Genomic DNA, 26,708 nt, shown 5'->3' with positions numbered 1-26,708 from the left:
TCGAGAGGATTGCCGGCGGCTTGACGCCGGCACGTCGCGAGAGCCAGCGGACGGACTGCTGAGAGGCACATCCCACCCCCAAGGCTCTGGCTGACGAAAGAGGGTGTCGGCGAGACATCAGGTCAAACGGCTGGATCGAATTTCGGAGAGGGCAACCTTCCCAAAACCGGTCCGGCAGAAGAAACAGAGATTTCTTCGTTCGGTGCGGAGCCCGCTTGGTTCCGCAATTTCACCGGCGAGAATGCCGAGCTGAAATCTGGTCCTGACGTGTTCGCCGACCCCCTCGTTCCGGCGGCCCGCGCAGTCCGCGCCCGGCAGCCACTTTCCCCATCCATCCCCGTTCCGGATCGACGCTGGGCCTGACGGCCTCGCGTTGCTTTTGTCTGTGCACCCGACCGCACGCCGTTCCGCGGCTCGTCCATGGTCGCGCCGCCCCTCCGTCAATTTCGAAACTGATTGCCTGGTGGGACCCGCCGGCGCCGCGGCCAATGTCCGCCATGGTTATCGTTGTCCCAAACACCAGGGTAAACCGGCGTTCACGAATGCAAGGAAGTGCCTGCGGCACAGGCACTTCTGCGATTCCTCGATGCGCCCTCGGCGACGCCGATTTACATCCCGTTCATCGCGATACTTAAACCGCTCTTCAAATTTGATGGGCCATGATCATCCCAACAAGCCGGCAAACGGCACGCGGTGATCCCGAGGATCGGCGCGGGGCATGATCAAGAGATCAGCCCGGGAATGACAGGGTAGTTTCAACAGTGGACGGGGGCCGCGCTCGGGGGAGGGCGGCCAGCAACAAAAAGGGGAATGAGAATGTTTCAGGGGGTCATCGATCAGGAAGGCGCTGTCCCGGTTGCTGCAACGGCGATCCAGGACGTGCTGTTCGAACGTGGCATGTATTGGGCGAGCGGCCGCTCCGGCGTGGTCAACCTCGTCGCGGCGCACAAATGGTTCAACCTGGCGGCGCTCAAGGGACGTACTGACGCGATCGCGCACCGCCGCGAAGTCGCCGAGCAGATGTCCGATGTCGAGATCGCGGTCGCCCAGCGTGAAGCCCGCGCCTGGATGACGACGCACTAAGCCAACCGATATCGATGGGAGCCTCGGCTCCCTCGCTCCACCTAGAACCAGTATCGCGCCGCGTAGACCACCGTCATCAGCGCTCCGGCCACGATGACGAACTGCCGGACGGTGTGGCCGGGAAGGATCCGGATCAGGAAGCCTCCGGCATAGCCGCCGATCATGGCGCCGAGCAGCATCGCCAAGGTCTCTGGCCACCGCACCGCTCCCTGCAAGATAAAGATCAATGTGGCAGCGAGCGACACGCAGGTCGCGAGCAGGTTCTTCAACGCCTTGATCGCCCTGATGTCGTTGGGCTCGGTGATCGACAGCACCGCGGTCAGGATGACGCCGAGACCGGCGCCGAAGAAGCCTCCATAGATGCACGCCAGCCCCAGCCCAGCACCGCTCGCGCCGGTCGAGGGCAAGGCCGCGGCCTTGTGGCGCCCGACGGTCCATCCCTGGATCTGCGGGGCGAAGCCGAACAGCAGCGTTGCGAATGCAATCAAGGCCGGTACCGGCAGCAGGAACAGCCGCTCGGGAAGCAGCAACAGCACGCCGGCGCCGACCGCGCCGCCCACCGTGGCGATCACGACGTAGCTGATCGTGCGCCGCGTCGGCGGCGGCAGCTTGCCGCGATCGGCGAGCGCGGCGATCAAATGCCCCGGCGAGATCGCCACCGCATTCGACGCGTTGGCGATGACGGCCGACAGGCCCGCCGCGAGCATCGCTGGAAAGGTGATGAGCGTCGCACCGCCCGCCAGCGCATTGATGATCCCTCCGGCAATCCCGGCCGCCAGCAGCAGAAGACTTGTCTGGGTATCCATCCTTCACCCTCTTCAGGGTGAGCAGGCTAGCAGGCGGCGCGCCAATCGGTCTGGAACGTCTGTGACGTCACTTCAGTCGCGCCAGTAGACGCCCGGCGTCGTGCCAAAGGTGCGGCGGAACAGCCGGGTGAGGTGGCTCTGGTCGGAAAAGCCCGCATCGGCCGCGACGGCTGAGATCGGCTCGCCGGCGCGCAGCAATTGCCGGGCAAGATTGAGGCGGGCCAGCAGGCGGAAGGTATGCGGCGGGATGCCGAGCTCGCGGCTGACCATGCGGCTGAACCCTTCGCGGCTTCGCCCGAAGCCGGCGGCAATCGCGCCGATCGGCGCGACGCTCTCGGTCAGCGCGATGTCGAGCTTCGTCCTGTCGGTGTACCCGGCGGGGTAGGACGGCGCGCACGACAGGATGTCGTCGGCGATCTCGCTGACGTGCTCAGGCGAGATCTCGTCGACGTTCCGCCAACGCTGCCCGAAACGGATGATCCGCACCGACGAGCAGACGCGGCCGGCTGGAACGTAGGCGTTCAGGCAGACCGTTTCCTCGTCCGACATCGTCATCGGCGCATGCAGCATGCCCGCCGGAATGAGCGCGGCATGGCCGGCAGGCACGGTGACGGTCGCGCCGCCGATGCGAAAGGCGCGCGACCCCGACAGCACCAGCACGATCTGGCTCTCGTCATGGAAGTGCGGCTTGAGGCCAAGCGAGCCGGCGCCGCGCCACGATGCCAGCTCGACGATGTCTTCCCTGTCGGCTCGCTGATAAGTCCAGGCATTGGTCATGACGAGGCGCGTGATCACAGAGGCTCGAAACGATGGGGCGGTGATCTCCGAGCGTAGCACGGGGGATCACCGCCCGTCATGGGACGTCACCGCTGCGCAACCGAGGCGATCGGCGAGGCCGTTCGCATGGTCGCCATTGCAATGAGGACGGCGACGAGATTGGCGGCTGCACTGATCGCCACCGGAATGAAGTAGCTGTGGCTGATGTCGTAGGCGAAGCCGGCGGCGCTCGGGCCCAGCAGCGTGCCAACCGCGACGCTGGTGTAGAGGATGCCGATGATGCCGCCGACATTGCGGCCGCCGAAATGGTCGGTGACGACAGCGGGCAGGATCGCGACCCAGCCGCCATAGAACAGGCCGAACAGCAGCGCGAAGGCCGTGAGCGACCAGAAGGTGCCGGCGATCGCCCAGATCGCCAGCGAGACGGCCATGCCGAGATACATCGCGACCAGGAATACATCGCGGCCGACCCGGTCGGCGATGCCGCCGAGGAAGAACCGGCCGGCGGTGCTGCCGACCCCGATCATCCCGAGCAGCAGCACGGCAAGCGTCGGCGCCACCTGATGATCGACCGCAAACGGCACGAGGTGAACGAAGGGCACGAACACGCCGAACGCGCTGATCAGGCAGGCAGCATAGAGCCCGGCGAAGCGCGCGCTCCGTACCGCAGCGCGGATCGAGACGCCCTGGCGGAGCGGCGCGCCCGATACCGTCTCGAGCGGATCGCCGTCCGGTCCGGTGCCGTAGCGGCGCGGATCGTCCGCGATCAGCAGCGATGCACCGATCCCGGCGAGGGCGGCGACAACGCCCAGCACGACATAGGCATCGCGCCAGCCGAGGCTCGTGATCAGCCAGGTCGCAAGCGGCGGCATCACCAGTGTGCCGACCCCGATCCCGCTGACGGCGAGGCCCGACGCAAAACCGCGCCGCCTGACGAACCAGCGCTGCACGGCGCCCAAGGTCGGCACGTAGGCGCAACCGACACCGGCGCCGATCCCGATGCTGTAGGCGGCATAGACCTGGAGGATGGTCTGGGCCTGTCCCGCCAGCACCATGCCGAGACCGACCAGCGCCATTCCGAGGCTAGCGAGCCTGCGCGCGCCCCAGCGATCGGCAAGCGGACCGGAGATCATCCCCAGGCCGAAATACAGGAAGCCAGCGAAGGAGAAAACCAGCGACACCGAGCCGCGCGAGGCGCCGAACTCCCGCTGCAGGGACTCGACGAAGGACGAGAATGTGTAGGCGCTGCCGAAGCCGATCAGCGTCACGACGAAGGCTGCTGCGACGACGTACCAGCCGTAGAACGGTCTGGCTCGTTGATAACCGGCGTGCATGACGGCATTCCTCATGATCGTTCTCCCTGTGCCGCGTAACCACCGGCCTTGCTCGGCGGGTAGGGCAGCATCTGCGTGCAGCGAAACAGCGCGATGGTCTTGCCTGTCGCCTCGCTGCGGATCTCGGCGTCCCACACCTGGGTGGTGCGCCCGGCGTGAACGAGGCGCGCCTCGCAGCTCATGCCGCCTTCGCGCGCGGCGCCGATGAAGTTGATCTTCAACTCTCCGGTGGCGAAGCCGATGGCGCCGTCCGGCAACGAGGCGAGGCAGCCGAACCCGCATGCGGTATCGGCCAATGCGACGATGCTTGCGCCGTGCAGCAGCCCGTGCGGCGAGAAGTGCTTTGCGGCAATCTCGAAGCGGCCGCGGATCTGGCCGCGTCCGCCTTCGAGCCATTGAAAATCCAGCGGCCGGGCAGGCTGCCGGCTTGCGACGCGTTGATGCGCTCGACGAGCGGGCCGGTCTGGCCGCCTGCAGCGATCTCGCGGATGGCGAGCTTGCTTGCGACCTCAGTCATGGCTTGGCTCCATCAAGAAAACGGAGCCGTCGGGAGCGGCAAAGAAGGTTAGAAAATCTAAGTTCCATGGTTCGACTTTCTCTGCGTTGACGCGGCTTTCAGCATCGGATTAAGCTGATAGGGCGCCCGGAACGCCGAGTTGGCAAACCAGATTTGCTGGTCGATTAAGATTAGAAAATCTAAATCATGGAAAGCAGGCTTCCACCGCTGAACGCGCTCAAGGCGTTCGAATCCGCCGCTCGCCATCTCTCGGTGAAGCTCGCGGCCGAGGAGCTATGCGTGACGCCGGGCGCGGTCAGCCAGATGCTCAAGACGCTCGAAGCCGATCTCGGCGTGAAGCTGTTCGAGCGGGTGCCGCGCGGCATCTATCTCACCGACGCCGGCCGCGACTATCTGCCGTCGATTCGCAACGCGTTTCGCCAGATCGCGGATGCCTCGCGCCGCGTCGCGGCATCCGTCGATGTCGGTACGCTCACGGTGAGCGTCACGCCGTTCTTTGCGTCGGCCTGGCTGGTGCCCCGCATGGCCTCGTTTCAGGGTGCGCATCCCGAGATCGATCTGCAGATCGTCACCAGCAACACGGTGGTCGATTTCTCGCGCAGCGGCGTTGACGTCGCGGTGCGCCACGGCCTTGGCCGCTATCCGGGGCTGCGCAGCGACCGCGTCGTCACCGTGGAGATGGTGGCGGTCGCATCGCCGTCGCTGGTGGAGCAACTTGGCCGGCCGGCATCTCCGGGCGAACTCGCGGGCTGGCCGCAGGTGCATGACGCCGATCGCAAGGGGTGGAGCCTGTGGTTTCAGGCCAACGGCATCGCGGAGGTTCGCACGCCGCGCGGACCCTCGTTCGATGACAGCGGCCTTCTGCTGAAGGCCGTGCTGACGGGGCAGGGCGCGGGCCTGCTGCCGGCCGCGATGGTGGCACTTGAGATCGCGAGCGGTGAACTGGTCCAGCTGCTCGAGACGGCGCATCTGGAGGAGTTCGCGTACTATCTCGTCTGTCCCGACAACCGGCAGTCGCTTCCGAAGATCGCGGCGTTCAGGGAATGGATCCTGGGACCGGAGGCTCAGTCGGCGGCGGAGCACTAAAGCGCGACGAGATTATGTCAGGCCGAGCAACGGACTCTGCTTCACCTCGCCCCGTGTGCGGCAGGGGTGTCCGGGGAAATTCAGGCATAGCGGAGCTCCATCTGGTCAGGTGAGATGGTTGATTTCCGACGGCTGGGGTTGATGGGCGGAGGTTTGTCGATGGCAGCGAGGGATCGACGCGTGAGCAGGAGCTGGCCGACGAGTTCGGCGAACCTGAGCGGGAGCATTTTGATGCAGTTGGTGTGAGCGGCGATGCGCAGCAGCAGGTAGGCAATCATCGCAGCGAGCACCTGAAGGCGGATCGCGTTGTCGTTGGCGCCGAGGAACTTGCGAATATCGAGATGCTGCTTGATCCAGCGGAACAGCAGCTCGATTTGCCATCGGCTCTTGTAGAGGGCGGCGATCTCGACGGCGCTACGGGCAAGGTCGTTGGTCAGGAGTGTGATCTTGCCGCCTTTCTCGCGTCTGATCTTGATGCGGCGGAGCGGGATTGGAAGGCGCGAATCGCCCTTGCTGGTGAGCTTCACCTCGTCATCGGCAAGGATTTCGAAGCCATCCCCGTTACGCTTGCGGATGGCGCGATGCCTGAGCGAGCGAAGACGGATGCTCGTCTTCGCCCGGGTAACGAAGAAAGCCTTGCTATCATTGATCTTCTGCCACCAGTCGAAACGGCAATAGCCCTTGTCAAACACATAGGTGGTGGCGGGCTGGATTGGGGTCTGTCGGCCGATCTCGATGTCATTGACGTTCGCGGCCGTCATCTCGACGCAGGTCGGGACATCGCTCCTTGGGTCGTAGACGACATGCAGCTTCATGCCGCGGATGCGGCCGTTCCACGTCGCCCAACTGCAGACCTTGCCGAGCGGGATCGGACTGGCGTCGATCAGACGCACCATCTCCATGCCTTCACTCCGCAGCTGGCGACGCGCCATCGCCGACAGCGCCGCAAAGGTTTGCGCGAAAATGCCGATCGGACGGCGGGCATTGGCATCGGACAACGTCGAGCGCGACAGCTTGCCGGTTCCCAAGTGATAGTGATGCTGCGAATTGGCGTTGAAGCCAGTCACCACCCCGCGCAGACTGCTGTTGCCGCTAAGCTGGGCATAGATCAGCGCCACCAGATGATCCCAGCTCCTGAACGACTTGTCGTAGGCATCCCCGTCCAGACGATCCACAACCGTCTGAAACTGCCGTCGATTGATCGGTTCAAGCAGCCTTCCAAAAATGCTACCGCGATATCGCATGCTCGGCCCTCTGTGTCTCGACAACCAGAAAAGACCGATTTGCCTCGGTCCTGCCGAGCATGCACCGCGACACAGTGAATCATTCCCCGGACACCCCTGCGTGTGCGGGGAGAGGCCGGATCGCATGGAGCGAAGCGCAATGTGATCCGGGTGAGGGGGAAATCTCCGCGAGTCTAACTCGAAGTTGTTTTGCGGATGCAGCCTCTCACCCCAACCCTCTCCCCGTAAGAACGGGGAGAGGGAGCACAGCGGCAGTGGACGGCTTACCGATAGAACGCGTTGGGCGGCATGCCAAAATGCTTGCGGAACATCGCGGTGAAGGCGCTCTGGCTGGCATAGCCGGCATCGAGCGCGACATCGACCACGCGGGCGCTGCGCGCGAGGCGTTCGAGCGCGAACAGCAGGCGGGCCTGCTGACGCCATTCGCCGAACGTCATGCCGGTTTCCCTGGCGAACAGACGATGGATGGTCTTCGACGTCAGCTTCAGCCGGCGCGCCCAGTGCTCCGCCGTGGAGCCGTCGTCCGGGTGGGCCACCAGCGCGGCGCAGATCCGCGCGAGCCTTTCGTCGCGCGGCATCGGCAGGTGCAGCGGCAGCACATCGACTTCGCGCAGTTGGTCGAGCAGCACGCGCATCAGGCGCTCATCGGAGGTCGAGGGCGCATAGTCCAGCGGGACGCGCATCGCGGCGACGAACAATTCGCGCAGCAGCGGCGAGACCGCGAACACGCAGCTGGCCTGCGGCAGATTGGGAGCCGCGTCGGCGTCCACAAACACGGTGCGGATCTTGACCGCGCCGCACATCCGGACCTCGTGCGCGAGATCGGCCACCAGCCACACCGCCCGGTTGGGCGGCACCACCCAGGTGCCTTCAGCGCAGCGCACGACCATCACGCCCTCGATCGCGTAGAGCAGCTGGCCGCGCGGATGCGCGTGCAGGCCGGTCGACGCGCCGCTCGGATAGTCGATCTCCATCGCCGCCATCGGCCGCGCCGTGGCGTGATAGTCGAGGTGGCGTGTGATCAGCTCGTCCAACACGTCTTCATCTCGTATGTCCCAATCTCGCTAGGTGAGGTCATTCTAGCGTGAGACGGACGTCGGCGCGACAGGTAGTTGCTGGTGTGTCCTTCACCAACGCGCTGCCGGGTCATGTTCAAGCAGAAAGTCGCACTTCTCTATCCCTTCGTTGCCATCGTGCTGTGGGCAGGCAACGTCATCGTTTCTCGCCTCTCGGCGCACACGATCGGTCCGCAGGCGATCACCTTCTATCGCCTGCTGGTCGCGGTGCTGCTGATGTCTCCGTTCGTGGCGCGCGGCGCCTGGCGCAATCGGCATGCGATCTGGCCGCATCTTGGTCCGCTCGCGATCCTCGGCTTTCTTGCGATGTGTCTGTTCCAGAGCCTGTCGTATCTGGCGGCCGAGACCACCACCGCGACCAACATGGCGGTGTTCACCGCGCTGACGCCGCTCTTGACGGTCGCCCTCAGTGCCGCGCTGCTCGGCGAACCGCCGACGCTTGGCATGATCTGCGGCGCGCCGCTGTCGTTTGCGGGCCTCGTCTATCTCGTCAGCGGCGGCCACTTGTCGTCGTTATTGCAGAACGGCGTGCATGCGGGCGACGCGCTGATGCTGCTGGCCGCGATTGTCTATGCGCTGTACGGCGTGCTGCTGAAACGCTGGAATCTCCCGATCACTGGATGGCAATCCACCTACATGCAGGCGCTGTGCGCGCTGGCCGTGATGTTTCCCGCGTTCCTCGCGACGCCGGCGCCGCTGCGTCAGGTCAACGCCGAGACTTTGCCGCTGATCGTCTATGCCGGCGCGCTCGCCTCGGTCGTGCTGCCGTTCCTCTGGATCCGCGGCGTCGCGCAGCTCGGCCCGAACCGCTGCGCGATCTTCATGAATCTCTTGCCGGTGCTGACGGCCGCGGCCGCGATCGTGATGCTCGGCGAGCCGGTCAGGCCGTTCCACGTCATCGGCGGCGGCCTCGCGCTGCTCGGTGTCGCCTGCGCGCAAGCCTTGCCGCGGCCGCTAAAGATCACGATCGGTGCGCGATAACGAAGTGACGGATCGCCGATCTCGCTGTTTTGATCGCATGTGAGAAGCCAGGGCAGAATACAGCGCTACGTTCGGCGATCACCTGTTCGGTGAAACGGAGTGATCGTGATGCGTGTTGCCTTGCGTGTTTGCTTGCCTGTTGCCTTAGCCCTGACGTTGCCCCTTGTGGTCCTGTGGAGTGCGGATGCTGACGCCGCAAAGGCGCATCATCGTCGCGGGCGACAGCACCTCATCATCCGTCCAAGTGAACAGGTCGTGTCTCCGGACCGGTACGTATATCCGGGCTTTGGCCCGATCCCGCCCGGCGAGAACCGAAACCTCGATCCATCCACCCGCGGCAGCGGCTGACGTCGTCGCCGCCGCACTGATGCTTCATCGCATCGATCGCTCTGCCCGCGTGCAAGGAGCTGGTCAAAGACCGAGCTATGCTGCGTCGGTCACCAGCTTGTGCTGAGATCTCTCGGCGACACGCTTTTCGAGCGTGGCAATCGTTCCCTTGAGATTGGCGTGCCGCTCATTGAGCGACCTTGCCAAAATCGGATACCTCGCGTCCGATCGGTCATAAATTCCCACGCGCGCTTCTTCGGTCGCGATGTCGGCTTCGATCTGCCGGCAGGCCAGGACGAGATCGGACAGCATCTTGCTGACCGTCGACTCGCGTCCGCTACGTCCGCCAGCTGTCTCAAAACGATGATGCATGTTCATTTGCGTGCTCCGAATGTCTGAGTTCGGCACACCGAGAACAGCTGGCGCCGAACTATTCACGGATACATCGCAAGTTCCCTGCCAGTTGGGGGTCCGTAAGAATACTGTCGGGGCGGTGCGGCGCGGCGTGTGCCGCCGGCTGGCGACAGTCTGATGGCTCGGACTATTCTCGCCGCCACGCCGGAACGCAAGCACCTAGCGTGACGCGCTTGTAGTCTCGCGCGGCGTCCTGATCTCCTGCCTGTTCGGCAAACCTGACCGCTGCTTCCATGTCTTGAGCGGCGGACGCGCTGTCGCAGAATTGGCTGCGAATTTCAGCCCGGTATCGATATGCCCTGTAGTTCATCGGGTTGTACCGAAGCGCAAGGTTGTAGCTGTTTTGCTCCTCAGTGGCGCCTCGGCGTGCTTCATCCGACTGACTGCCGAAATTGGTTTGGCGATTGAGCGCCTGGAGTGTCCCGAGCTCCGTGTAACGCAGAGACATCGCGCCGAAACTGGCAGGAAGTGCGTCACCCGACGAAGAAGGTTGCCTCGCCGAGGTGCGTTCAATTTCGATCTTCTTGTACTTGATGGCGTTGCCGTAGTCCCGCAAGCCTTGGAAGGTGCTCGATATTTCGCCGGTGATCGACGCAAGATAAGCGGTCGAGAGGCGTCGATCGCTCAGCAGGTTGAGACACGCCCGTATCTTTGCCTGCGCAGGCAAGACGTCGCGACATTCCTTGTCAACCACACGCCACTCGTCCCGCGAATGCAGCGTCGGCGGCGTCTGCGCAGCAGGCAGAACGAGAACCAGCGCGAAACAGATCGCTAACCTGAGACCGCGACTTGGGCCATCCATCTATTTCTTCGCCTTCAGCTCGATCTCGACCGGCCGACGGATTCTTCGCGCGGGCGCCTTGATCATTTGATGCCAAATAATCAAGCCGAGGGAAAGCTGACGCGGTTCATGGATGGGCCTAAAAGTGGGGCCGTTCGTGACTGGGAAAGACCGAACGGCCCCAGCCGGCCCGTAGTGCCAAAATGGAAGAAATAGGCCGGCGCTCCAGTTACGGAGTCGCCGGACAAATGGTTTCACCAGAGCCAATTGACGTCGCTACCGTACGTCCCCAATGCGGCTGCTTGCTATGAACGGGCGGGGTCGGCTTGACGGCAGGTCGTCAGGACAAACGCTGCCTTGCTACATTGCCACTCGCTGCCAAGCGCAGCGCTCGAGACCGGCCGCGGGGCAGCAGCGATCGCCAGCACAACAACCATGCAAGCCAGCGAAGTTGCGACCACGAGCCTGCCTGCCTTGGATGAGAAGCGCTGCCGTAACCAGGGACCCAAGTCGGCGGATCGGCGAAGCTGGGCGTTACGCAGAACCTGGTCGGTATCCTGGAAGTGGATGCCACTGTCTTGCTGCATGGCTTTACCCCGGAAATGTTCAGGTGAAATAAACAATGCGGGGATGGTGGGCGCGGTTTGTTGCGTGCTCGCTTCGCGGAGCCGGGAATGATGTTTCATTCACGCGGAGGTGACAACCGGTCCAGGCCAGGGGCCGATGCCGGCATTCCTCCAGGACGACCCTCTTAGGACCGCCGCTCAAGAGTGAGTAAAGGGCTGCTTTTTCTGCGGCTTATGGACAATACCGGGCGAACAAGAGATCTGGAAAATACTTTCGAAGTCACAGTCAGCGGGTCGCACGCCAACACCGTTTTGGATGTGGGCGATTGCCTCGGCGGTCCCCCATTTCGGATGGAGCAACGGCGAAGGCGCCATCAAAGGTGCGGCGCTCGCCGTGTTGTTCGCTGGCCTGCTCGATAGGCCGCTTCCGGATCGTCTGCCCGGCTGGGCAACCGACTGGATCTGATCGAATCCCCAAAAAGTACGCCGCCGGTCTCAAAAATACACGCCCGGCGGCGTTTCCTTCCTGAACTGGGACACTGAAATCCCCAGCACGGTCCAGAGTGCAGGCACTATGCCATCGCGGTTCGCGCCGGGGCAGCTAAGTACCCATGTCGCGTCGCTGGATTGCTTGACCTAGATCAAACCCCACGACCGAAAAACAGCCTCGCATGCGCTCCTCCTGTAATTTCAATGGAGGGTAGCATGGCAGTAGTCGTGCAGTACGTGGTCAAGCCGAATCCAGGCGGTGACCTCGCAGGAATACTCGAATTGGCAAAGGAGAGTGCCGGGCTTTGGCGCAAGCATGGTGGCAAACCAAGGTTCTGGTCTGTCGCCGTCGGTGAAGCCGGCAATTTCGTTTTCTCAGTAAATTTTGAGACGTTTTCGGCTTATGGCGCGGCGGTTGACAAGCTGAACGCCGATCCAGCTTTCCAGACCTGGCAAGCGAAGAGATTGAAAGCGGGCTTGACCACCCTTGTGCGCGCGAACATGGCAATCGAGATTGAACTTTAAGGGAGCGCCGTTCAGCACGCCAAAAGTACGCCGCCGGGCTCGAAATGGCATTGTCCCGGCGGCGCTTCTTTATCCAGCCTTGGTCATATTTGCAGTAACGGTCGAACTGATCGCCGTCTCAAGTTTCGGAAAATCGGCGCGATTCTGAGAGATGAATTTGACCATGCTCTCGCACGAGGTTGTCACCCATGTCTGAGGTACGACCTGTTACCCATGTCTCCGGGCTGGACACATAGTTGGCTGGCGGAGACGGAGGGATTCGAACCCTCGATAGGCCTTTACAAGCCTATAACGGTTTAGCAAACCGCCGCCTTCAGCCACTCGGCCACGTCTCCAATGGCGCCGATATGCCCGAGAGGGCGCTGAGCCGCAAGCGGCAGATTCAGATTGCGCCAAGGTGATTTGAGGGCAGCTCGGCCGCCGGCCGTCCCCAAGCCTTTATAAACCGCGCCGATCGGCTCGTATCAGAGCGCGCGGTTGCTTAAAATGCAAGATATAACAATAGATTAGCTGGATCTTTGGTCGAGGCTGGAAGCTGCGGTCGCCCAGCCTGTTGAAAACCGGTTGCGCCGGCTCATTCCACGCTGGCGCCGCGTCGCAAATCGGCCTCGATCTGCAATTTGGTGCCGCCGCCGAACCGGGCCCGATAGACCTGCAGGTTTTCCATGATCCGCTGGACGTAGTTCCGCGTCTCCGAGAACGGAATCAGCTCGACCCAGTCGACCGCGTCGACCTTGGGATCGCGCGGATCGCCATAGCGCTCGATCCACTTCCGCACGCTGCCGCGGCCGGCATTGTAGGCGGCGAAGGTCAGGATGTAGGAGCCGCGATAGTCCTCGAGCAGGCCGCCGAGCTCGGCGGCGCCGAGCATCGCGTTGTAGACCGGATCGGTCTTCATCCGGTTGAGGTCGAAGCCGATGCCGGCGCGCTTGCAGACGTAACGTCCGGCGTCCGGCGTCACCTGCATCAGGCCGTAGGCCTGGGCCGGTGACACCACCGCAGGATTGAACGCGCTCTCCTGGCGCGCGATCGCGTAGACGACGCTCTGCTCGACCTCCGGCCCGACCTGGCGGAACGAGGGGATGCCGTTGACCGGATAGGCGTAGTGGTCGAACGGCAGTCCGCGGTTGAGCGCGGCCTTGCCCATCAGCAGCATGCCGCGGGCATCGCCATGGCGCGCGGTGAGCTCGCCGAGGCCGGCGAGGGCCTCCGGATCGCCATTGTCGCCCATGTCGCCGAAGATCGGGATCGCAAGCTCGCGCGCGTCGATTTCGTAGAGCAGCGCCACCGCGCGCACGATCTCCAGCCGCTCGGCGCCGCGGCCGCGCGGCGCGCTGTTCAGCTCGATCTGCGGCAGGCCGAGCTTGGCGCGCGCGAGCTGGCCGTAATAACTGGTGGACTGCTCGGCAGCGCGTCCGTAGGCGGCGCGCGCCTCCTGGCCGCGGCCGGCGGCCTCGGCGGCGCGGCCCTGCCAATAGCCGGCACGCGCCAGCGCGGTCGGATTAGCGCTGCCGACGCCGATCCGCGCGAAATGCTGGGCGGCGAGGGCGGGATCGTTGAGGAAGCGCAGCGCGATCCAGCCCGAGGTGAATTCCTGCTCGGTCTTGTAGATGTCGCGGGCCGGTAGCGCCGCGTCGCGCGCGATCAGATAGGCGGTGCGAAACTCGTTGGTGTCGATCATCTTGCGCGCCAGCAGCCGGCGCTCGATCCACCATTCGTCGACGTTGTAGAGGCGGGAAGCTTCCTTCGGTGCGCTCAGCATCAGCCGCGCGGCTTCGGAGAATTTCTCCTCGCGGCGGAGCAACTGGATCCTGGCGAACAAGTAGCCGGTGTCGCCGGAGAGTTCGCTCGGCACGGCTTCCAGCAGCGCGCGCAGGTTCGAACCCTTGCGGGTGGCGGCGATGCGTGCTTTCGCGAGCGCCACGTAGCCGGAGCCAAGGCGCTTGGCTTCGCGCATGCCGGCGGCCTCGTTGTCGGTGCCGTACAGCATGGTGTCCATGCGTGCCTTGTGGTCGCCGGCAGTCAGGAAGGAGCCGAACAGCTCGAGCGCGGTGTTTTCGGTATCCTCGCTCATTCCGTCGTTGCGCCAGGCCTCGCGGACCAGGCGCTCGGCATTGCCGCGGTCGCCGCGTCCGATCATCACCTTGGCGAGCGCGAGCCGGCCCTTGGCCGAGACCGGCGATTCATTCTGGAACCAGGCCCAGACCGCGGAGTCGTCGCGGTGGTCGTCCCACAGCGAAGCCTCGATGCGGCGACGCAGGAAGGTCTGCGACGGCCAGCTCGGATTGGCATCGAGGAAGGCGCGGTAGCGCTCGACCGAGGCGCCGTTGTCCTCGCTGCGCAGGATCAGCCATTCGGCAAGCTTGCGCGCGACCGGATCTGAGATCGAGGCCTCGGCCTCGGTGGCGTCCGCCGGCTTGCGCTTGCGCAGCAGCTCGACGACGCTTGCAAGCGCTTCCTTGTCCGAGTGCGACGTCGAGGATGTCGCGGCCACGGCCGCAGGCAGCACCGGCTTGCGCGCGATCGGCGCGGCATGCTGGCGGGTTGCCGGAACCAGTGCGGGCGCGGGCACTGACCTGTTCGATACAGTTCCCGTTGCAACCGGAGAGGCGGGCTTGGACGTGGTGGTCTTGGCCGCGGTGGTCTTGGACGTGGTACCCTTGGATTCCGTGGGCTTCGGAGCCGTTGGCTTGTGAGCTTCGGTCTTCGCAGGAGCGGCCTTGGCTCCGACTGTCTTGACCGCGCCGGACTTGGGAGACGTTGTCTTGTGAGCCTCGGTCTTGTGAGTGTCAGCCTTGGCCGCGTCGGACTTGGCCGCGTCAGTCTTGGCTGCGCTGGGTTTGGTTGCCGCTGGCTTTGAAGCCGCAGTCTTCGGAGCGGTGGACTTCGGTGCGGTCTTGGAGGCAGCGCTCTTGGAAGCGGTGTCTTGGGTGGCCGGCTTTGCGGTTGGAGCATCCTCGGCGGCCCAGGCATCGGCCGTGATGGCGGCAAGGCCGACAAAGAGCGCCAGGCTCGTCGCCAGCGCCGTCGACCGCAATGTGCCTGCACGAACGGAACGGATCACAGAAGTCCTCTGCGGCCCCGAATCATCTGGTCGTTTGGGCCATGGGTTCTTATTTGATTGAAAACGTACACAAAATACTAAGAAGCCTGCCGGTGCGGCTGTTTGCGCCAGCACAACGGCAAAATCGCGGCTGGAAACGATTTCGCGCGCCGCAGATTACCGCTGGGAATAGGTACGGTACGGCCCTTTCGCCTGTCCGCCAGACCCGATATGAATTGCCTTTCATGGCGTTTCGCAACAACCGGGTGCCGGTCGCACGGACGTGAAGCGCGCCAACAACAAAGGTCCGTCGACCTAGCCCTTAGCCTGAAGCGTTTGGAGGAAGTCCATGGCAGCCAAGACAAAATTCCGGGGATCATTCACTGCCTTGGTGACGCCCTTCAAAAACGGCTCGGTGGACGAAGCCGCCTTCCGCGGCCTTGTGAACTGGCAGATCGCCGAGGGCACCCACGGCCTAGTGCCGGTCGGCACCACCGGCGAGAGCCCGACGCTGAGCCATGACGAGCACAAGCGGGTGGTCGAGTGGTGCATCGAGGAGGCCAAGGGCCGGGTGCCCGTGATCGCCGGTGCCGGCTCGAATTCGACCAAGGAGGCGATCGAACTCGCCGAGCACGCCGAGAAGGCCGGCGCCACCGCGGTGCTGGTCGTGACGCCGTACTACAACAAGCCGACCCAGGAAGGCATGTACCAGCACTTCAAGGCGATCAACGATGCGATCGGCATTCCGATCATCATCTACAACATCCCGCCGCGCTCGGTGATCGACATGTCGGTCGACACCATGAAGCGGCTGTTCGAGCTGAAGAACATCGCCGGCGTCAAGGACGCCACCGCGAGCATGGTGCGGGTCTCGCAGCAGCGCGCCGCGATGGGCGAGGATTTCAACCAGCTCTCCGGCGAGGACGCCACCATCATCGGCTACATGGCCCATGGCGGCCATGGCTGCATCTCCGTGACCTCGAACGTCGCGCCGCGGCTGTGCTCGGAGTTCCAGACCGCCTGGCAGAAGGGCGACGTCACCACGGCACTGAAGATCCATGACAAGCTGATGCCGTTGCACACCAACCTGTTCATCGAGAGCAATCCGGCGCCGGTGAAGTACGCGATGTCCCTGCTCGGCAAGCTCGACGAGAAGCTGCGCCTGCCGATGGTGCCGGTCACCGAAGCGACCCGCCAGGCGGTCCGCAGCGCCATGGTCCATGCCGGCCTGATCAACTGAGCCGGACCGCGACCGCCGTGAACAGTGCCGTGCGCAACGTCGAGCAGAAGGGGATGGGCATGCTGAAGGAATTCCGCGAATTCGCCATGAAGGGCAATGTCGTCGACCTCGCCGTCGCCGTCATCATCGGTGCAGCCTTCGGCGCGATCGTCACCTCGCTGGTCGGCGACATCATCATGCCGATCATCGGCGCGATTACGGGCGGGCTCGACTTCTCCAACTATTTCACCGGGCTTTCCAAGGCCGTGAACGCGACCAACCTCGCCGACGCCAAGAAGCAGGGCGCGGTGCTGGCCTGGGGCAGCTTCCTGACGCTGACGCTCAATTTCCTGATCGTCGCCTTCGTGCTGTTCATGGTCGTCCGCTTCATGAATCAGTTCAAACGCAAGGATGAGGCCAAGCCCGCCGAACCGCCGAAGCCGTCCGACGAAGTCGTGCTACTGACGGAAATCCGCGACCTCCTCAAGAAGAGCTAAAGTGGCCGAGAAGAACGAACGCCCGATCAAGGTTGTTGCCGAAAACCGAAAGGCCCGCTTCAACTACGCAATCGAGGACACGATCGAGGCCGGCATTTCGCTGACCGGCACCGAGGTGAAATCAATCCGCAACGGCAAGAGCACGATCGCGGAATCCTATGCGGATTCCAAGAACGGCGAGATCTGGCTGATCAACGCCAATATTCCTGAATATCTGCAGGCCAACCGCTTCAACCACGAGCCAAAGCGGCCGCGGAAGCTGCTGCTGCATCGCAAGCAGATCAACAAGCTGCTCGGAGCGGTCGACCGCGAGGGCATGACGCTCATTCCGCTGAAGCTGTATTTCAACGAGCGCGGCCGTGCCAAACTGCTGCTTGCGGTCGCCAAGGGCAAGAAGCTGCACGACAAGCGCGAGACCGAGAAGAAGCGCGACTGGAGCCGCGAGAAGGGCCGCCTGATGCGGGCGCGGGGATAGCACGGTGCGGAACGGCGTCATTGCGATGACGGCGGATGGAGAGGGTCCGATGAGCCAAAGCAGCCTCACTGACGTCGACTGGAGCAAGATCCCGGCGCCGACGGATGACGGCGGCGCGGCGCACCTCGTCGGCATGACGATCCCGCCGGTCAGGCTGCGCGCCACCGACGACACCGCGGTGGCGCTGTCGGCGCTCAAGGGCCGCACCGTGGTGTTCGCCTATCCGCGAACCGGCGAGCCCGGCAAGATCGGGCTGGTCGACGATTGGGACATGATCCCGGGCGCCCGCGGCTGCACGCCGCAGACCTGCGCGTTCCGCGACCTGTTCGCCGAGCTGAAGGCGGCCGGCGCTGCCCAGGTGTTCGGGCTGTCGACGCAAAGCAACGCGTACCAGACCGAGATGGCCTCGCGCCTGCATCTGCCGTTTCCGGTGCTGTCCGACGAAGCGCTGGAACTGACGCACACGCTGAAGTTGCCGACGATGTCGGTGGCGGGGCTGATCCTGATCAAGCGGCTCGCCCTTGTGATCGACGATGCGCGCATCAGCCACGTGTTCTATCCGGTGTTCCCGCCCGACCGGAACGCCGGAGACGTGCTGGAATGGCTGAAGGCCAATCCGCGGACGGACTAGAGCAATATGAAGTCATGGGGTCGTTGCAGGGGGCGCTGCCAAAATATCGAGAACAACCCCATGCAAAGTAGCCGGCGGCGGCCGGCGTTCACCCAGGCAACTGTTCACCCAGGCAACTTGACACGTCGGGCAATTCAGGGGTATTTTCTATTATTCCGAAGTCGCGCGAGCGTCCTGTAGCATTTGCATGCTTTGGATAGCGGTTCGCAAAGCGGATACCGGAAGGGGCGCTAGCCGAGCTCCTTGCGCACGGTCGCGAACACCTTGCGGAACATATCGGTCGTCAACACGCCGGTGTTCGTGTTGTAGCGCGAGCAGTGGTAGCTGTCGTAGAGCTTGAATTTGCCCGCACTATGCACGGCACCGTGCACAAAGGGCGCGGCAGCCAAACGAACATCCAGTGCCTTGAGAGTCGATTCGTGGGCGATTCGCCCGAGCAGCACGATCGCGCGCAGCTTCGGCATCGCGGCGATGGTGGCGCGGAGGAATTGCCGGCAGGTGTTGATCTCGGCCGGCAGCGGCTTGTTCTGCGGCGGCACGCAGCGCACCGCATTGCTGATCCGGGCGTCGACCAGCTTCAGCCCGTCGTCCGGCCGCGCCTGATAGACGCCGCTGGCAAAACCATATTCGAGCAAGGTCGCGTAGAGCAGATCACCGGCGTAGTCGCCGGTGAAGGGACGGCCGGTGCGGTTGGCGCCCTGCAGGCCCGGCGCGAGGCCCACGATCAACAACCGCGCATTCGGATCGCCGAACGATTCCACCGGCGAGTTGAACCAGTCCGGATGCAGTGCGCGCGCCTGCGCGCGGAAGTCGGCCAGCCTGACACAAAGCTGACAGTTGCTGTCGGGGCGCGTAGCAGCAGCGACGAGATTACTCGTCGAAATCGTCATCGGCTCCCCGTGGGGCCATGGTGGTCGCGCGCTGCAGGAATTGCGGGGAGTGGTGGCGCGGTTCGCGCGGGGCCGGGCGTTCGGACGGATCACGGCCAAGCTTGGATTGCAACTCGACGAGGTCGGTGAAGACGTCGGCCTGGCGGCGCAGCTCGTCGGCGATCATCGGCGGCTGGCTGGCGATGGTGGAGATGACCGTGACGCGAACGCCGCGGCGCTGCACTGCTTCCACCAGCGAACGGAAGTCGCCATCGCCGGAAAACAGAATCATCTGGTCGATGTGCTCGGCGAGTTCCATGGCATCGACGGCGAGCTCGATGTCCATGTTGCCCTTCACCTTGCGGCGGCCGCTGGCGTCGATGAATTCCTTGGTCGCCTTGGTGACGACGGTGTAGCCGTTGTAATCGAGCCAGTCGATCAACGGGCGGATCGACGAATACTCCTGATCCTCGATGATCGCCGTGTAGTAGAACGCACGGAGCAGGGTGCCGCGACTCTGGAACTCCTTGAGGAGGCGCTTGTAGTCGATGTCGAAGCCCAGCGTCTTTGCGGTGGCGTAAAGATTCGCTCCGTCGATGAAGAGCGCGATCTTGTTGGAAACAGGTGACGACATCAAAGTGTTCTCGCGTGGTTGTTAGTGTTCTTAGCGCGGCGGTGATCAACCGCGCGCAATTTCCGGCGTTGCTGCCTAAAGTTCTGTGAATCTTTCCCCACGACAGTCACCACCGCAATTATGGTGAGGCGAGGGCAAAAAGCCCAGACCCTTGACATTGCAATGAAGAGATTTACTCGCCTGGGACAGCAACCTGGCCATGTCGTCAGACGCTCCGGCCCTTCTGGCCCCCGTCAGACCGGGTTATCAGAGCCTGTTCGGAAGGCAAATCACAAATTTTACCTTGCGAAACGGGGGCTAGCCCTATAACTAACCCTCATAACCTACATGTTCGGTCCCTTTTACCACGGAGCGCCTCGAGATGGCTCGCGTCACCGTCGAAGATTGCATTGACAAGGTCGACAATCGTTTCGACCTCGTCCTGTTGGCCGCGCATCGCGCCCGGATGATCTCCTCGGGGTCGCAACTCACGGTTGATCGCGACAACGACAAGAATCCGGTCGTCTCGCTGCGCGAGATTGCCGATTCGACGATCTCGCCGGAAGACCTGAAAGAGGAACTCGTTCACTCCCTGCAGAAGTTCGTCGAGGTCGACGAGCCCGAGCCCGACACCGTGCCGCTGATCGGTTCCGCCGGTGCCAGCGTCGACGCCGACGACACCGAGGTCGCGGTCGAGCGGATGACCGAGGAAGAGCTGCTGAAGGGCCTCGAGGGTCTGGCGCCCCCTGAGGAGCAGCCCGAGGAAGACGAGTAAGCTTGCCGTCGTTTCGAACAGGTTTGCCGAAGGCCCGGACATTGCTCCGGGCCTTTGCTTTTGTTGACAATTTTGCTGTTACGGTGCGTCCTACGCGGACGCGGGAAATTGAATGGTTTCAGGGCCCGCGCGGGGTGCTGCTTCATTGGAAAGCGCACTAGATTGAGGAAAGGTGGGACGTTCCGGTCCCGCGCGAGAGGCAGCGAGTCCATGGCGTATCGACGCCGCAGTTCCATCCAGATGCAGGCTGCAACCGAAACGGTCGCGGTGGCGCCGACGTCGTCCATGGCGGAGAGGCCGGCCAAGCCGCGGACGCGAATGATGCGACAATATGACCTTGTCGAGCGCGTCCGCTCCTACAACCCCGACACCAACGAAGACCTGCTCAACCGCGCCTATGTCTACGCCATGAAGGCGCACGGCACGCAGACCCGTGCTTCCGGCGATCCCTATTTCTCGCATCCGCTCGAGGTCGCCGCGATCCTCACCAACCTCAAGCTCGACGACGCCACGATCGTGGCGGCGCTGCTGCACGACACGATCGAGGACACCGAGGCGACGCGGGCCGAGATCGACAATGTGTTCGGCCACGAGATTGGCGCGCTGGTCGAAGGCCTGACCAAGCTGAAGCGGCTGGAACTGGTGTCGCGCGAGGCCAAGCAGGCCGAGAATTTGCGCAAGCTGCTGCTTGCGATCGCCGACGACGTCCGCGTGCTGCTGATCAAGCTCGCCGACCGGCTGCACAACATGCGCACGCTGGAATTCGTGCCGCCGGCCTCGCGCCGCCGCATCGCCGAGGAGACGCTGGATATCTATGCGCCGCTGGCCGGTCGCATGGGTATGCACGAGATGCGCGAGGAACTCGAGGACCTGTCGTTCTTCGTGCTCGATCCAGAGGCCTATGCGGTGGTCAAGCAGCGGCTCGACTCGCTGGCCGAGCGCAACCGCAATTTGATCGGCGAGATCGAAACCCAGCTCTCCAAGAACCTGCAGAAGAACGGCATCACCGCGCGGGTGTTCGGCCGCCGCAAGCAGCCGTTTTCGATCTGGACCAAGATGGAGCGCAAGTCGGTCGGCTTCGAGCAGCTGTCCGATATCTACGGCTTCCGCATCATCCTCGACGATGTCGGCGCCTGCTACCGCGCGCTCGGCATCGTCCACACCACCTGGCCGGTGGTGCCGGGCCGCTTCAAGGACTACATCTCGACCCCGAAGCAGAACGACTACCGCTCGATCCACACCACGGTGATCGGGCCGGGCAAGCAGCGCGTCGAGCTGCAGATCCGCACCGAGGACATGAACCAGATCGCCGAGTTCGGTATCGCCGCGCATGCCTTCTACAAGGAGGGCGCGGGCTCGCCGCACGAGCGGCTGAAGCACGAGTCCAACGCCTTCGCCTGGCTGCGCCACACCATCGGCATCCTCTCGGAAAGCGCCAATCCGGAAGAATTCCTCGAGCACACCAAGCTCGAGCTGTTCCACGACCAGGTGTTCTGCTTCACGCCGAAAGGCAAGCTGATCGCGCTGCCGCGCAACGCCAACGTGATCGATTTCGCCTATGCCGTGCACACCGGCGTCGGCAACAGCGCGGTCGGCTGCAAGATCAACGGCAAGTTCGCGCCGCTGTCCTCCGAGCTGCAGAATGGCGACGAGGTCGAGGTGCTGACCTCGAAGGCACAGTCGGCGCCGCCGTCGGCCTGGGAAGCGCTCGCCCGCACCGGCAAGGCGCGCGCCGCGATCCGCCGTGCCACCCGCGACGCGGTGCGCGACCAATATGCCGGCCTCGGCCGCCGCATCGTCGACCGCCTGTTTGCCCGCGCCAAGATCGAATACGCCGACGACAAGCTGAAGGGCGCGTTGCCGCGGCTCGCGCGCGGCTCGATCGAGGACGTGATGGCCTCGGTCGGGCGCGGCGAGATCAAGGCCTCCGACGTCGCGCGCGCGATGTATCCCGATTACAAGGAAGAGCGGCTGGTGCGCTATGGCGCCAAGAAGGGTCTCGCCGCCAAGCTGAAGACGCAGAACCCGCCGCATCCGGCGCGCGCCACCTCGGTGATCCCGGTGCGCGGCATCAATTCCGACCTGCCGGTGAAGTTCGCGCCGAACGGCGGTGCGGTGCCGGGCGATCGGATCGTCGGCATCGTCACGCCGGGCGAGGGGATCACGATCTATCCGATCCAGTCGCCGGCGCTAAAGGATTTCGAGGAGGAGCCGGAGCGCTGGCTCGACGTGCGCTGGGATATCGACGAGACCATGCCGCAGCGTTTCCCGGCCCGCATCCTGGTCCATAATGTCAACGAGCCCGGCAGCCTCGCCCAGATCGCGACCGTGATCGCCGAGCACGACGGCAATATCGACAACATCCACATGTCGCGCCAATCGCCTGATTTCACGGAGCTGACCATCGATCTTGAGGTCTATGACCTCAAGCATCTCAGCGCTATCATCGCCCAGTTGCGCGCCAAGGCCGTCGTCGCTCGGGTCGAGCGCGTCAATGGGTAACGTCTCGTCGTTGCCGGGCTTGACCCGGCAGCCCATCTTTCCAAAAGGATGGATGCGCGGGTCAAGCCCGCGCATGACGGGCTAGATTGCAGGTCAAAGAGATGTCCAAAACTCCGCCGCTGCGTCTCGGTATCAATGTTGATCACGTCGCCACCCTGCGCAACGCGCGGGGCGGAGCGCGGCCCGATCCGGTGCGGCTGGCGCTTGCCGCGATCGCGGCCGGCGCCGACGGCATCACCGCGCATTTGCGCGAGGATCGCCGCCACATCCGCGATGAGGACATGGCGCGGCTCAAGGCCGAGATCTCCAAGCCGCTGAATTTCGAGATGGCGGCGACCGACGACATGCTGCGGATCTCGCTCGCCACCAAGCCGCACGCGGTTTGCCTGGTGCCGGAACGGCGCCAGGAACTCACCACCGAAGGCGGCCTCGACGTGGTCGGCCAGCACAACGCGCTGGCCCCGTTCATCGCGCGGCTCAATGACGCCGGCATCCGCGTCTCGCTATTCATTGCTGCCGATCCCAGGCAGATCGAGATGGCCGCGAAGCTGAAGGCGCCGGTGATCGAGATCCACACCGGTGGCTGGTGCGACGCCGTGGTCGACAGCCACCAGGACAAGGCGGAGGCTGAATGGAAGCGCATCGTCGCCGGCGCCAGGCTCGCGCAGGCGGCCGGGCTCGAGGTCCATGCCGGCCACGGGCTCGACTATGACACCGCGGAGACGATTTCCGCGCTGCCCGAAATCCGGGAGTTGAACATCGGCTATTTCATGATGGGCGAGGCGCTGTTCGTCGGCATCGCCGGGACGGTGCGTGAGATGCGTGCGGCGATGGACCGCGGCCGCGCCAGGGCGCAGGGTGCGGTCAGCGCATGATCATCGGCATCGGCTCCGACCTGATCGACATCACCCGGGTGGCCAAGGTGATCGAGCGCCATGGCGAGCGATTCCTCGACCGCATCTTCACCGATGCCGAGCGCGCCAAGGCGATGCGCCGTGCCAACAACGAGAAGATGGTGGTCGCAACCTACGCCAAGCGCTTTGCCGCCAAGGAAGCCTGCTCCAAGGCGCTCGGCACCGGTATCCGGCGCGGGGTGTGGTGGAAGGACATGGGCGTCGTGAACCTGCCGGGCGGGCGGCCGTCGATGCGGCTGACCGGCGGGGCGCTGGCCCGGCTGCAGGAACTGACGCCCGAGGGCATGCAGGCGCAGATCGACCTTTCGATCACCGACGATTGGCCGTTGGCCCAGGCCTTCGTCATAATTTCGGCGGTTGCCCCCGCCAGATGATCCCGCGGTGCCGGATTCTGCCGGAAAACTTCAGCAAACTAAAAAATCATTGATATTTCAATGAATTGCGAAGTTTTGAGGCGGCGATTGATTGCGCCCCTGCGAACAACCGTCTAAAACGCCGCAGGGTTATATCGAGCGAGACGCTGATTCCGGGTTTAGGCCGGAATTTGCCCTCAAGATCAGAATCAAGGCCATTTTCCTCACGCGAAGGCCGAACGCTTCGCGCGAAGAGAACGTTCTGCCACCGCGTGGACATCAGTCCACGGGAATTGGGAAAGCAATGAGCGTGACCACCGGGACCAAATCTGAAAGCGGCTTGGGCGAGACCATCCGCGTCGTCATCCATGCTCTTCTGATCGCGCTCGTCATCCGCACCTTCCTGTTCCAGCCGTTCAACATCCCCTCCGGGTCGATGAAGGCGACGCTCCTGGTCGGCGACTACCTGTTCGTCTCGAAATATTCCTATGGCTACAGCCACTACTCGATCCCGTTCTCGCCGAACATTTTCTCGGGCCGCATCTTCGGTTCGGAGCCGAACCGCGGTGACATCGTGGTGTTTCGGCTGCCGCGGGATGACTCCACCGACTACATCAAGCGTGTCATCGGGCTGCCCGGCGACCGCATCGAGGTCAAGAGCGGGCTGCTCTACATCAACGATGAGCCGATCAAGCGGGAGCGGCTGAGCGACTTCGTCGGCGAGGATCCCTGCGGCTCGGCGGATGCGACCGCCCGCGTCAAGCGCTGGAAGGAGACGCTGCCGAACGGCGTCAGCTATGAGACGCTGGACTGCACCGACAACAGCTACATGGACAACACCATCGTCTACACCGTTCCGCCCGGGCATTTCTTCATGATGGGTGACAACCGCGACAACTCCACCGACAGCCGCTTCCTGTCGCAGGTCGGCTACGTGCCGTTCGAGAACATCATCGGGCGAGCCCAGATGATCTTCTTCTCGATCGCCGAGGGCGAGCAGGCCTGGATGATCTGGCGCTGGCCGCTTGCCGTGCGGTGGAATCGCCTATTCTCTATCGTGCGATGAACGACGATACCGCATCCATCAACGATCAAGCGCCGACCGGCGAGCCGAGCCAGACGCCTGCCGCCGACAGCACAGCCGCGCCGAAGAAGCGGCGCAGCAAGGCGGTCAAGGCCGCTGAGGAGAAGGCCGCGATCGCGGGCACCGAGGCGCGGATCGGGTACACGTTCCAGGATCCCGCGCTGCTGACCACTGCGTTCACCCACGTGTCCGCGCTGAAGCCCGCCACCCGCAACCGCGCCGACAGCTACCAGCGGCTGGAGTTCCTCGGCGACCACGTGCTCGGGCTGATCGTATCGGACATGCTGTTCCGGTCGTTCCCCAAGGCCGACGAGGGCGAATTGTCGAAGCGGCTCGCCGACCTCGTGCGCAAGGAGAGCTGCGCCGACGTCGCCAAGGCGCTCGGGCTGCTCGAGGACATCAAGCTCGGCATGGTGAAGGCGGTCGAGGGCGCCCGGCTGCGCAAGTCTGTGCTCGGCGATATCTGCGAAGCGGTGATCGGGGCGATCTTTCTCGACGGCGGCTACGAGGCCGCGCGCCAGTTCGTCGAGCGCAACTGGACCGAACGGATGCACAAGCTGCGCCGGCCGCTGCGCGATCCCAAGACCGTGTTGCAGGAATGGGCCCAGGGCAAGGGGCTGCCGACGCCGGTCTATCGCGAGGTCGAACGCACCGGTCCGCATCACGATCCACAATTCCGCGTTGCGGTCGACCTGCCGGGCCTGGCCTCCGCCGAGGGCCTCGGTGGCAACAAGCGCGCGGCCGAGAAGGCGGCGGCATCCGCGATGATCGAGCGCGAAGGCGTCGGCACCAATGACTGACGAGGCCAAAGGGCAAGGGGACGCGACGCGCTGTGGCTTCGTCGCGCTGATCGGTGCGCCCAATGTCGGCAAGTCGACGCTGGTCAATGCGCTGGTGGGCTCCAAGGTCACGATCGTTTCGCGCAAGGTGCAGACCACGCGCGCACTGATCCGCGGCATCGTGATCGAGGGCAACGCGCAGATCATTCTGGTCGACACGCCCGGCATCTTCGCGCCGCGGCGCCGGCTTGACCGCGCCATGGTGTCGACCGCCTGGAGCGGCGCGCACGACGCCGATCTCGTCTGCGTGCTGCTCGATGCGAAGTCGGGCCTCGACGAAGAGGCCAATGCGATCCTGGCCAAGCTCGAAACCGTCGCGCATCCGAAAATCCTGGTGCTGAACAAGGTCGATCTCGTGCAGCGCGAGAAGCTGCTGGCGCTGGCGCAGGCCGCCAACGAGCGGATGCGCTTCGAGCACACCTTCATGATTTCGGCGCTATCCGGCGACGGCGTTGCCGATTTGCGCCAGACGCTCGCCAAGCTAGTGCCGGCGGGGCCGTTCCTCTATCCCGAGGACCAGATGTCGGATGCGCCGATGCGGCATCTGGCGGCCGAGATCACGCGCGAGAAGATCCTACAGCCATCTGCATCAGGAACTGCCGTACCAGTCGACGGTCGAGACCGACAGCTGGACCGACCGCAAGGACAAGTCGATCCGCATCGAGCAGACGATTTTTGTCGAGCGCGAGAGCCAGCGCAAGATCGTGCTCGGCAAGGGCGGCGCCACCATCAAGTCGATCGGCGCGCAGGCGCGTGCCGAGATCGCCGAGATCATGGGCGTCCCCGTGCATCTGTTCCTGTTCGTCAAGGTGCGCGAGAACTGGGGTGACGATCCCGACCGCTACAAGGAAATGGGACTGGAATTCCCCAAGGAATAAGAGTCGACGC

Annotated in this window: 26 protein-coding genes, 1 tRNA gene and 1 pseudogene; 16 read left to right on the top strand and 12 right to left on the bottom strand. The window is 63.9% G+C overall.

Annotated features, from left to right (window positions below):
• Positions 1 to 816 precede the first annotated feature (816 nt).
• Positions 817 to 1,083 carry a hypothetical protein gene (locus ACVW1B_RS15745; protein ID WP_456821753.1) on the top strand — a complete coding sequence of 89 codons (267 nt, stop codon included), beginning with the start codon at positions 817 to 819 and terminating at the stop codon, positions 1,081 to 1,083.
• 41 nt (positions 1,084 to 1,124) lie between these two features.
• Here the strand turns inward: ACVW1B_RS15745 and ACVW1B_RS15740 are convergent, their stop codons facing one another.
• The 4 genes from ACVW1B_RS15740 to ACVW1B_RS15725 form a co-directional block, all read right to left on the bottom strand.
• Positions 1,125 to 1,889, bottom strand: a complete 765-nt coding sequence (locus tag ACVW1B_RS15740; RefSeq protein ID WP_456821752.1) for a sulfite exporter TauE/SafE family protein — start codon at positions 1,887 to 1,889, stop codon at positions 1,125 to 1,127.
• A 72-nt stretch (positions 1,890 to 1,961) separates the two neighbouring features.
• Entirely contained in the window at positions 1,962 to 2,684 is a 723-nt protein-coding gene (locus tag ACVW1B_RS15735; RefSeq protein ID WP_456821751.1) for a helix-turn-helix domain-containing protein, read from the bottom strand.
• Positions 2,685 to 2,752: 68 nt separating this feature from the next.
• A complete protein-coding gene (locus ACVW1B_RS15730; RefSeq protein WP_456821750.1) occupies positions 2,753 to 4,015 on the bottom strand; it encodes an MFS transporter in 1,263 nt (420 codons plus the stop codon).
• Positions 4,012 to 4,353, bottom strand: a complete 342-nt coding sequence (locus ACVW1B_RS15725; RefSeq protein ID WP_456823034.1) for a PaaI family thioesterase — start codon at positions 4,351 to 4,353, stop codon at positions 4,012 to 4,014. Before ACVW1B_RS15725 ends, ACVW1B_RS15730 begins: the two co-directional genes overlap by 4 nt.
• Here ACVW1B_RS15725 and ACVW1B_RS15720 point away from each other — a divergent pair.
• Positions 4,315 to 4,569: a hypothetical protein gene (locus tag ACVW1B_RS15720; protein ID WP_456821749.1), complete on the top strand. Its 255-nt coding sequence runs from the start codon at positions 4,315 to 4,317 to the stop codon at positions 4,567 to 4,569. The genes ACVW1B_RS15725 and ACVW1B_RS15720 overlap by 39 nt on opposite strands.
• Before the next feature lie 134 nt (positions 4,570 to 4,703).
• The gene (gene gcvA, locus ACVW1B_RS15715; protein WP_456821748.1) at positions 4,704 to 5,603 is read left to right on the top strand and encodes a transcriptional regulator GcvA; all 900 of its coding nucleotides are present in this window, start codon (positions 4,704 to 4,706) and stop codon (positions 5,601 to 5,603) included.
• Between the two features lie 80 nt (positions 5,604 to 5,683).
• Here the strand turns inward: gcvA and ACVW1B_RS15710 are convergent, their stop codons facing one another.
• Positions 5,684 to 6,847: an IS4 family transposase gene (locus ACVW1B_RS15710; protein WP_057015126.1), complete on the bottom strand. Its 1,164-nt coding sequence runs from the start codon at positions 6,845 to 6,847 to the stop codon at positions 5,684 to 5,686.
• A gap of 263 nt (positions 6,848 to 7,110) precedes the next feature.
• On the bottom strand, positions 7,111 to 7,884 hold the full coding sequence (locus ACVW1B_RS15705; RefSeq protein WP_456821747.1) for an AraC family transcriptional regulator: 774 nt from the start codon (positions 7,882 to 7,884) through the stop codon (positions 7,111 to 7,113).
• A 111-nt stretch (positions 7,885 to 7,995) separates the two neighbouring features.
• On the opposite strand from ACVW1B_RS15705, the gene ACVW1B_RS15700 reads away from it, so the two are divergent.
• Positions 7,996 to 8,904, top strand: coding sequence for a DMT family transporter (locus ACVW1B_RS15700; protein ID WP_253608383.1), 909 nt, complete (start codon positions 7,996 to 7,998; stop codon positions 8,902 to 8,904).
• Positions 8,905 to 9,327: 423 nt separating this feature from the next.
• Here the strand turns inward: ACVW1B_RS15700 and ACVW1B_RS15695 are convergent, their stop codons facing one another.
• On the bottom strand, positions 9,328 to 9,609 hold the full coding sequence (locus ACVW1B_RS15695; RefSeq protein WP_141341851.1) for a hypothetical protein: 282 nt from the start codon (positions 9,607 to 9,609) through the stop codon (positions 9,328 to 9,330).
• Between the two features lie 163 nt (positions 9,610 to 9,772).
• Complete coding sequence (locus tag ACVW1B_RS15690; RefSeq protein ID WP_456821746.1) at positions 9,773 to 10,447, bottom strand: hypothetical protein; 675 nt, start codon at positions 10,445 to 10,447, stop codon at positions 9,773 to 9,775.
• Positions 10,448 to 11,697: 1,250 nt separating this feature from the next.
• Here ACVW1B_RS15690 and ACVW1B_RS15685 point away from each other — a divergent pair.
• A complete protein-coding gene (locus ACVW1B_RS15685) occupies positions 11,698 to 12,006 on the top strand; it encodes a hypothetical protein (protein WP_157340985.1) in 309 nt (102 codons plus the stop codon).
• A 241-nt stretch (positions 12,007 to 12,247) separates the two neighbouring features.
• Here the strand turns inward: ACVW1B_RS15685 and ACVW1B_RS15680 are convergent.
• Both ACVW1B_RS15680 and ACVW1B_RS15675 read right to left on the bottom strand, forming a co-directional pair.
• Positions 12,248 to 12,341 (bottom strand) — tRNA-Ser (locus tag ACVW1B_RS15680).
• Between the two features lie 239 nt (positions 12,342 to 12,580).
• A complete protein-coding gene (locus tag ACVW1B_RS15675; RefSeq protein ID WP_456823033.1) occupies positions 12,581 to 15,067 on the bottom strand; it encodes a transglycosylase SLT domain-containing protein in 2,487 nt (828 codons plus the stop codon).
• A 331-nt stretch (positions 15,068 to 15,398) separates the two neighbouring features.
• Between ACVW1B_RS15675 and dapA the strand changes: the two genes are divergently transcribed.
• The 4 genes from dapA to ACVW1B_RS15655 are packed head-to-tail and all read left to right on the top strand — an operon-like array spanning position 15,399 to position 17,871.
• Positions 15,399 to 16,289: a 4-hydroxy-tetrahydrodipicolinate synthase gene (gene dapA / locus ACVW1B_RS15670; protein ID WP_076834417.1), complete on the top strand. Its 891-nt coding sequence runs from the start codon at positions 15,399 to 15,401 to the stop codon at positions 16,287 to 16,289.
• A gap of 59 nt (positions 16,290 to 16,348) precedes the next feature.
• Positions 16,349 to 16,765, top strand: coding sequence for a large conductance mechanosensitive channel protein MscL (gene mscL / locus ACVW1B_RS15665; protein WP_057020874.1), 417 nt, complete (start codon positions 16,349 to 16,351; stop codon positions 16,763 to 16,765).
• A gap of 1 nt (position 16,766) precedes the next feature.
• Positions 16,767 to 17,240, top strand: coding sequence for an SsrA-binding protein SmpB (smpB, locus tag ACVW1B_RS15660; RefSeq protein ID WP_076834415.1), 474 nt, complete (start codon positions 16,767 to 16,769; stop codon positions 17,238 to 17,240).
• 49 nt (positions 17,241 to 17,289) lie between these two features.
• On the top strand, positions 17,290 to 17,871 hold the full coding sequence (locus ACVW1B_RS15655; protein ID WP_253608387.1) for a peroxiredoxin: 582 nt from the start codon (positions 17,290 to 17,292) through the stop codon (positions 17,869 to 17,871).
• 230 nt (positions 17,872 to 18,101) lie between these two features.
• Here ACVW1B_RS15655 and ACVW1B_RS15650 read toward each other — a convergent pair whose 3' ends face one another.
• Both ACVW1B_RS15650 and ACVW1B_RS15645 read right to left on the bottom strand, forming a co-directional pair.
• Complete coding sequence (locus tag ACVW1B_RS15650) at positions 18,102 to 18,761, bottom strand: uracil-DNA glycosylase (protein WP_076834401.1); 660 nt, start codon at positions 18,759 to 18,761, stop codon at positions 18,102 to 18,104.
• Positions 18,742 to 19,374, bottom strand: coding sequence for a LabA-like NYN domain-containing protein (locus ACVW1B_RS15645; RefSeq protein WP_016844002.1), 633 nt, complete (start codon positions 19,372 to 19,374; stop codon positions 18,742 to 18,744). The genes ACVW1B_RS15650 and ACVW1B_RS15645 overlap by 20 nt, the downstream gene beginning before the upstream one ends.
• A gap of 361 nt (positions 19,375 to 19,735) precedes the next feature.
• On the opposite strand from ACVW1B_RS15645, the gene rpoZ reads away from it, so the two are divergent.
• The 7 genes and pseudogenes from rpoZ to era all read left to right on the top strand — a co-directional run bounded on the left by rpoZ (position 19,736) and on the right by era (position 26,698).
• Positions 19,736 to 20,128, top strand: coding sequence for a DNA-directed RNA polymerase subunit omega (gene rpoZ, locus ACVW1B_RS15640; RefSeq protein WP_016844003.1), 393 nt, complete (start codon positions 19,736 to 19,738; stop codon positions 20,126 to 20,128).
• A gap of 210 nt (positions 20,129 to 20,338) precedes the next feature.
• The gene (locus tag ACVW1B_RS15635) at positions 20,339 to 22,630 is read left to right on the top strand and encodes a RelA/SpoT family protein (RefSeq protein WP_456821745.1); all 2,292 of its coding nucleotides are present in this window, start codon (positions 20,339 to 20,341) and stop codon (positions 22,628 to 22,630) included.
• Between the two features lie 101 nt (positions 22,631 to 22,731).
• Complete coding sequence (locus tag ACVW1B_RS15630) at positions 22,732 to 23,505, top strand: pyridoxine 5'-phosphate synthase (RefSeq protein WP_310881964.1); 774 nt, start codon at positions 22,732 to 22,734, stop codon at positions 23,503 to 23,505.
• On the top strand, positions 23,502 to 23,918 hold the full coding sequence (gene acpS / locus ACVW1B_RS15625; protein ID WP_021078359.1) for a holo-ACP synthase: 417 nt from the start codon (positions 23,502 to 23,504) through the stop codon (positions 23,916 to 23,918). The genes ACVW1B_RS15630 and acpS overlap by 4 nt, the downstream gene beginning before the upstream one ends.
• 283 nt (positions 23,919 to 24,201) lie before the next feature.
• Positions 24,202 to 24,963 carry a signal peptidase I gene (gene lepB / locus ACVW1B_RS15620; protein WP_028333840.1) on the top strand — a complete coding sequence of 254 codons (762 nt, stop codon included), beginning with the start codon at positions 24,202 to 24,204 and terminating at the stop codon, positions 24,961 to 24,963.
• Positions 24,960 to 25,781: a ribonuclease III gene (rnc, locus tag ACVW1B_RS15615; RefSeq protein ID WP_092078074.1), complete on the top strand. Its 822-nt coding sequence runs from the start codon at positions 24,960 to 24,962 to the stop codon at positions 25,779 to 25,781. The genes lepB and rnc overlap by 4 nt, the downstream gene beginning before the upstream one ends.
• Positions 25,774 to 26,698: pseudogene (era, locus tag ACVW1B_RS15610) on the top strand (GTPase Era). Before rnc ends, era begins: the two are co-directional and overlap by 8 nt.
• The last annotated feature ends 10 nt before the right edge of the window (positions 26,699 to 26,708 follow it).

This window comes from Bradyrhizobium sp. USDA 4502 (assembly GCF_054063355.1).
The sequence above is the reverse complement of the archived record's forward strand: the minus strand, read 5'-3'. Positions and strand labels throughout refer to the sequence as shown.